The organism is Propionivibrio sp., from assembly GCF_017995515.1.
In the GTDB taxonomy this organism is placed as follows: Bacteria; Pseudomonadota; Gammaproteobacteria; order Burkholderiales; family Rhodocyclaceae; genus Propionivibrio.
This window is the reverse complement of sequence record NZ_JAGOIT010000064.1, coordinates 1-7,192: the sequence shown is the minus strand read 5'-3', so window position 1 is coordinate 7,192 and position 7,192 is coordinate 1. Positions and strand designations below refer to the sequence as shown.

7 protein-coding genes are annotated in these 7,192 nt (G+C 56.9%); 6 read left to right on the top strand and 1 reads right to left on the bottom strand.

Translation table 11 applies throughout. From position 1 onward, the window contains the following. Positions 1-194 (bottom strand): hypothetical protein (locus tag KBA32_RS11355; RefSeq protein WP_294358989.1); only part of this gene is annotated, 194 nt, incomplete at its 3' end. Between the two features lie 230 nt (positions 195-424). Between KBA32_RS11355 and KBA32_RS11350 the strand changes: the two genes are divergently transcribed. The 6 genes from KBA32_RS11350 (at position 425) to KBA32_RS11325 (ending at position 6,952) form a co-directional block, all read left to right on the top strand. Next, positions 425-1,384: a tyrosine-type recombinase/integrase gene (locus KBA32_RS11350; RefSeq protein WP_294358987.1), complete on the top strand. Its 960-nt coding sequence runs from the start codon at positions 425-427 to the stop codon at positions 1,382-1,384. Next, a complete protein-coding gene (locus tag KBA32_RS11345) occupies positions 1,381-2,355 on the top strand; it encodes a tyrosine-type recombinase/integrase (RefSeq protein ID WP_294358985.1) in 975 nt (324 codons plus the stop codon). The genes KBA32_RS11350 and KBA32_RS11345 overlap by 4 nt, the downstream gene beginning before the upstream one ends. Further along, positions 2,348-3,361: a tyrosine-type recombinase/integrase gene (locus tag KBA32_RS11340; RefSeq protein WP_294358982.1), complete on the top strand. Its 1,014-nt coding sequence runs from the start codon at positions 2,348-2,350 to the stop codon at positions 3,359-3,361. Before KBA32_RS11345 ends, KBA32_RS11340 begins: the two co-directional genes overlap by 8 nt. 362 nt (positions 3,362-3,723) lie before the next feature. Continuing rightward, a complete protein-coding gene (locus tag KBA32_RS11335) occupies positions 3,724-4,893 on the top strand; it encodes a Gfo/Idh/MocA family oxidoreductase (RefSeq protein ID WP_294358980.1) in 1,170 nt (389 codons plus the stop codon). Between the two features lie 10 nt (positions 4,894-4,903). Next, a complete protein-coding gene (locus KBA32_RS11330) occupies positions 4,904-5,854 on the top strand; it encodes a sugar phosphate isomerase/epimerase (protein WP_294358978.1) in 951 nt (316 codons plus the stop codon). Positions 5,855-5,917: 63 nt separating this feature from the next. After that, positions 5,918-6,952 carry a Gfo/Idh/MocA family oxidoreductase gene (locus tag KBA32_RS11325; protein WP_294358976.1) on the top strand — a complete coding sequence of 345 codons (1,035 nt, stop codon included), beginning with the start codon at positions 5,918-5,920 and terminating at the stop codon, positions 6,950-6,952. Positions 6,953-7,192 lie beyond the last annotated feature (240 nt).

The following is a 7,192-nucleotide window of genomic DNA, read 5'->3' as shown; positions in this document are numbered from 1 at the left end:
CGGTGACTGGTGAGGAAGAATCCGAAGGGCGAAGTGGCAGCGAAATCTCGCTTTACTTGACTCCCCAATCGCGGCAGATCTGACCGGATGTCCTTGTCGTATCTGACCAACAGCATCGCGCGCTTGACCAACCTATCGTCATGAGACAGGATTTCGGCCAGACCGGCCGGTGACCATCTCCCCGCAGCTGTCATTCAAAAGTCCGGTCGCCTCCTAAACCTGCCGGATGGGCAAGACGTGCTACTCGGCCTTATGTGGAACTCCACATAAGGCCGATTATGTAGACTGCGCGATTATGTGGACTGTTTTGGGCAGTCTGTGCCGGATGGCATGCGCTGTGCGGATCTTCGGCGATTGATGCAATGAGCGGCTCGACATGATTTCAGCAGAGATCTGAAGTAACGGCTCCACACAGGAGACCGTTATGACCATTTCAACGACCAACGGAGATGCGCCGAATTCTCCGGAAGTTTCGACCTATTCGGCTTACATCAAAGAAGAACTGCGCCGCTACGATGAGCATCTACGGGATGTTCGCGGGCTGTCGGCCGGTACGCGTAAAGATCGGTTGCGCATCATTGGCTTGCTGCTGGAAGGCAAGTATAAGCATCGCGAGATCGTGTTCGCCATGATGCGACCCGACGATGTTCGGCAGTTTCTTGCCTGGCGACTGGCAATGCGTCAGACGTTCTCCAATGCATCACAACATGCAACGGCTCTACGGAGTTACCTGCGTTACCGTGCCACCTGCCGTGACTTGGTAGTCGAGCTTGCCGCCGTTATCCAGAATCCTGTCCACTGGAAATTGGCATCGCTGCCGCGCGCGCTCAAGCCGGATGAGATTGAGCGCCTGCTGGAATCCTTCTCTACCAAGTACCACTGGCCAAAGCGAAGCTACGCCATCATCCGTTGCGCATTGGACCTGGGGCTGCGATCGGGTGAAATCGCCGGCCTGAAGATCAGCGACATTGATTGGCGCGCCGGCACGGTGATGCTGAAAGGCACCAAGACGCAACGGCAGGACATTCTGCCGTTGCCGGTGGAAACCGGGCAGGCACTGGCTGACTACCTTCAGCATGAGCGGCCACGCAGCATCAGCCATTCACTCTTCGTGATGCATCGCGGCAATCATGATCGAGGAATGACGGCGGGTGCTGTCCGAGGTGTGAATGGGTCCGCGTATCGGCATATCGGCCTGGAACATACACGCTCACACGCATTGCGCCATGCCTTTGCCTGTCGCCTCGTCGAACGTGGTAGCTCTCTCAAGGAAGTTGCCGATCTGCTGCGCCACCGCTCGCTGAACAGCTCCCTGATTTACGCCAAACTCGACACGCCAAAGTTGGCGGCAGTCGCGTTGCCTTGGCCGGGGAGCGCGGAATGAACGCGCGCGTCAGCTTGCAGCAACGAATCGATGACTATCTTGCCGAGCGGCGGCGTCTCGGTTTCGAACTGCGTTCGTGGGATACGCTCCTGGCCGGCTTTGCCCGCTACGTTGCCGATCATAAGCACCGCGGGCCCCTGACAGCCGATCTCATGATCGAATGGGCCCGGCAAGATAAATGGCAACGCGGCACACCACCGACCTGGTCGGTACGTCTCGCGAAGATTCGCCTGTTTGCGCGCTACCTCAAGCAATTCGAGCCGCAGACCGAAGTACCGGAAGAACTGATCTTTGGTCCGGAGCGCGGACGTCTCGCGCCACACATCTTCCATGACCAAGAAGTCATCGACCTGCTGGCGGCGGCCCGGCAACTTGGACCGTCTGGCAGCATCCGTCCCGCCACCTACGAAACTCTGTTCGGCCTGATGGCTTCGGCCGGCCTGCGCGTCTCCGAGGCGTCACATCTGCGTGACGCCGATGTCGACCTGAAACGTGGGATGCTGACGATCCGGCAGACCAAGTTCGCCAAATCCCGATTGCTGCCGGTCCACCCGACCACGGTCGTCGCATTGGCGAAATATCGCAAAGCCCGCGCACGGCATGTGGCTGCGGCTGCGGATATGCCGTTTCTGATCAGCAGTCGTGGCCGGCTACTGGGGAAACCTCTCAGCGATCGGCAGGCACATCGCGTCTTCAATGCGCTGCGTGACCAATTGGGCTGGGTGAACCGGGGTGGCCATGCCGCCATCCGCCTGCATGACCTGCGTCACACCTTCGTGGTGCGTCGCCTGATGCGCTGGCATGCCGATGGTACCGACATCGATCAGATGATGCTCGCGCTGTCGACCTACATGGGCCATGCCGAGATCTTCTACACCTATTGGTACCTCACCGCCGTTCCGGAACTGATGGCCTTGGCCGGTGGCAAGTTTGAGCGCTTTGCCGATCTCGCGGGAGACGGCGATGGGTAAGCGTATCAAGTTGCCACCGTCGTTTCCCGCCTTGGTGCAAGCTTACTTCGGCGAGTACCTGAGCCAGCAGCGCGCGCTCAGTCCGCAGACCGTTGCCGCCTATCGCGACGGGTTCGTGCTGTTCCTTGCATTTGCCGAAGCACGATTGGGAAAGGCACCGTCCGCGATGTCCCTGGCCGACATTACGCCCGAGTTGATCGTGGCCTTCCTCGATCATCTTGAACGGCAGCGGCACAATTCCGTACGCAGTCGCAATGCCCGTCTGGCGGCACTCCGCTCGTTTCTCAAGTTCGCCGGCCACCGGGATGTGGCATCGCTCGAGGTTATCGAGCGTGCCTTGGGCGTTCCGGTAAAACGATTCGAGCGTCCGATGTTCGGCTACCTGAGCCGTGATGAGATGCTGGCAGTGATCGGCGAATCGGGTTACTCGTGGCTGAGCCAGCGTGATCACGCCTTGTTCCTGCTGATGTACAACACCGGCACGCGTGTATCGGAGATCATCGGGATCAAGGTCGGCGACGTGGTGCTCGATGCCAGTGCCGCGTGTGTCCATCTGCACGGCAAGGGTCGCAAGCAGCGCAGCGTGCCGTTGTGGCGGTCCACTGTGAAGGCACTGCGCGCCTGGTTGCATGTGAATCCGCAGTTCGAGAGCGCGTCGCCATTGTTGCCGAATCGTGACGGGAAGGGAATGACGCGTTCCAACGTGGCAAAGCGACTGTCGCGGGCAGTGAGCACAGCTGCGGTGCAGTATTCGCGCCTGACGCAACAACGCGTCTCACCCCATACGATCCGCCACACGACGGCCATGCATCTGTTGCAGGCCGGCGTTGACATCACCGTCATCGCGCTTTGGCTTGGTCATGAAAGCCCTGTAACCACGCATCAATACGTCGAGGCTGATCTGGCAATGAAGGAACGTGCATTGGCCAGACTTCACGAACCCGATGCAAAAATCCAGCGCTATCGTGCGCCAGACTCTTTGCTCAACTTCCTGAAGACCCTTTGATTATGTGGAGTCAGAAATACGCGTCATCCCCGGAATATCTGCGTTTGGCGCGTATCCACAGGCTCCATTCCACATAATCGCGCAGTCTACATAATCGGCCAATCCTGCCGTTGACCTATCAATTAGTGTCGGGCGGTAGTTGAGCGGTAAGCAGCCGTACAAGCTGAGTTCGTGTTGAATGACAGCTTTTCTTGCCTGCGAATTCACACACCCGACCCCTATGCGCAGATATCCGGCAGGGCGGTGCGAAGGGCCTGCCTCTCCGCCGAAGTTGACATAAGAAATCGACCACGAAAATTCATTGACTACACTGGAGCGCTCCAGTATTCTTGTTTGAACACTAGTCAACGAAGGAGAAATTCATGTCGTCTAACGGTATCGCAATCATTGGCGCTGGCATGATCGGCGCTGCTCACGCCTACGGTTACAGGAACCATCTGCCACGATTCATTGATAACCTGCCCGGTTTGAACCTGGCATGTGTCTGCGATGCAAACCAGGAACTCGCGAAAACCATGGCCGCGACTTACGGCTTTCGCGAAACCGGAACGGATTGGCGATATGTTCTGGAGAATCCGGAGATCAGCATCGTCAGCGTCTGCCTGCCGAACTTCCTTCACGCGGAAGTCACTGCGGCAGCCATTAATGCCGGCAAGCACGTCATTTGCGAGAAGCCGCTTGCCGTAAAGTCTGCCGATGCGTTGGCCTTGTACCAGGTCGCGAAGAACGCGAAGACATGCACCGCGACGGTCTTCAATTACCGCCGCTACCCAGCAGTCGCCGAGATTCGTGATCTGATTGAATCCGGTGCGATCGGTACGCCCGTGCATATGCTGGTTCAGTATCAGGCGGAGTACGCGGCCGACCCTGAGCTTCCGCATAGCTGGCGTTATGAGCGTAGCCGGGCCGGCGCAGGCGCATTGCTCGATGTAGGAACGCACGCGATCGACATGGCTCGTTTTGTTTGTGGTGACATTGACGAGGTTGTCGGGGCGATGACGGCGATTTCGATCAAGGAGCGCCGCTTGCCCGCGGGCAACACCGTCGGACATAACCGTGTGCAATTAAGTGACGAGGCGCGCCCGGTTGACAACGATGACGTCGTGTCCGCGCTGTTGAAGTTCAAATCGGGTTGCCAAGGCATATTCTCAGCGAGCCGTGTGGCCGTCGGCATGGGAAATACGCTTTCTCTGCTGGTTTCGGGAACGAAGGGCACCCTTCGATTTACTTCTGAGCGCCCCGGTGAATATCAGATCAGCCAATCGGACGGGCATACCGGTTTTGTCACTGTCCCTAATCGGCCGGTATCACCTTATGCGAGTTCGTTGCTGCCAGTTCCACATGATGGCGTTGCCGTTGGCTACGCCGAAGCTTTTGGTTTCATGATCCATGAGTTTCTTTCCTGCGTCGCATCCGGGAAGGCCATGACGAATGGATCGCTCCTAGACGGGCTTCGTGCAGCAGAAATTCTTGATGCGATCCAGTTGGTTGCTGATGAATCTCGTCCGGTCAAGATCAATCACAATAGTTAAGGAGTACTCCATGAGAATCGGTTTGAATACAGACGGCTTCGCCAAGCTTTCGCTGGAGGCGTGTCTGGATCGATGCGCCGAGTTGGGCCACAGTTGTGTCGAGTTCGCTCTCGGTGGCTGGTCGACCGCACCGCACCTTGCGATTGACGAGATGCTCAGCAGTGCATCGTCCAGGGATCGGTTGATGGGCCAGCTTCACGAACGCGGACTTTCCATCTCGGCATTGAACTGCTCTGGAAATCAGCTGCACCCTGACGACCGGATCGGAAAGGGCGACGCGGATTTGGCGTACAAGACCGTCGAGCTCGCTAAGCTTCTCGGAGTGGGCAGGATAGTCATGATGTCGGGATTGCCCGCAGCACCGGGGGATTCAAGTCCTAACTGGATTACCTCGTCATGGCCACTGGAGGCGCTCGAGATCCTGGAATGGCAATGGCGGGAGCGGGCGCTGCCATTCTGGAAACAGTTCGCGCCGTGCGCAGAGCGGAATGGGATCAAGATCTGCGTCGAGCAACACGGGCGGCAGCTTGTTTACAACAATGAGAGCTTTTTCCGCTTGCGCGATGCGGTCGGACCGACCGTTGGTGTCAATTTCGATCCGAGCCATCTGATGTGGATGGGGGGCGACGCTGTATCGGCAATCAGGCGCCTCGGCGGCGAATGCATCTACCACGTGCATGGAAAAGATACGTACATCGAGGCGCAGGCGAGGATCGATGGTCTGATCGATACGAAACCGGTGATGCCAGTCGCTGGCCGTTCATGGAATTACGTGTCGCTCGGGCATGGCCACTCATACCGTGTTTGGCTCGATATCCTTGCCGCGTTGAAGGAAGCGGGTTATGACGACGTGATCAGTATCGAAAACGAGGACTACTCTCTAGATGCAGACGCGGCGATCAGCACTTCGACAGCGGTTTTGAAGTTTTGCATCAACGCATTGAATAATCGAACCGCGTAGCTGTCGTGACCCCCATTCCCACGTGGAGTGGGTATTTCGAAGCGCTGTGGATCGTTGTGTCAAATGTCAAACGTGGAGTATTCATTCGTGACAGACAGTTCTGTGCCAGTGCGCTGGGGAGTTCTAGGTGCTGCAAGGATCGCGGCGTCGAAGATGATTCCTGCAATAATCAAGAGCGAACACTGCGAGCTAAGGGCGATCGGCTCGCGCGATCTGGGGAAAGCGTCGGCATTAGCCAAGGAGTTCAGCATTCCGGTGGCTTATGGCTCCTACGAGGAGGTTATTGCCGATCCGCTTGTCGACGCTGTGTACATCGCGTTGCCGAATCACCTGCACGTCCGTTGGGCGTTGGCGGCCGCAAGTTGCGGCAAACACGTGTTATGCGAGAAGCCGTTGGCAATGAACGCGGAAGAGGCAATGCTTCTCAAAGCAGTAAAAGAAACTGTTTTGATAAGCGAAGCTTTTATGGTGCGCCAGCAACCTAGGTGGATCAGGCTAAGGGAAATACTAACATCCGAGCGCTATGGCAAGCCGAAAGTTATTCATTCGATGCTCTCGTTCTTCATGAATAATCCGGATGATTTTCGTAATGTCCCGGCTTTCGGAGGCGGTGCGCTTTACGATCTCGGGTGCTATACGGTCATGGCATCGCGATTCGTATTCGGCCAGGAGCCCACCCGGGTTTTTGCCACGTCGGAAAAGGATGCGAAGCATGGTGTCGACACGATATCGTCCGCGATCCTTGATTTCGGAGGCGGCAGGCACGCGATCTTCACCGTGTCCACGGATATGGCTTCTTCCCAAACACTACAAGTCGTTTGCGAGAAGGGATTCATCGATTTGCCGAAAGCCTATGTTCCATTCCGCGACAAGTCGGCGACCATCGAAATCGACACCAGCGTGAGCCATGATCTTTCTGAGCTTTCGACGATCGTGTTCGGACAGTTGGATCAGTATGAATGCGAAGTGACGAATTTCTCGATGGCGGTCAAGGGAATATGTTCGCCAAGCTACGGTCTGGATGATGCGATCTCGAACGCAAAAGTCATGGATGCCGTTTTTGCATCCATGGTGTCGCAGCGCTGGGTTGCGGTGTAAGACAAGGTTCGCAGTATCCGTCGGGTTTGGGGGCGTTAAACGCATTTCATTACACACAACTCGAATTGCATAGTTTGGCCGTATGATTTCTCGCGCTGATTTTTCTGTCACCCCACGCAAGCAGGAACACACCTTGCTTGCGAATCGTCCTTTTTGCGAGGAAATGGCGATGGCGACGTGGGCGATGGAAGAATTTGCCGGTGCGAAGCTCGGCGACGGGCGTTTGAACGATCGGCTGAT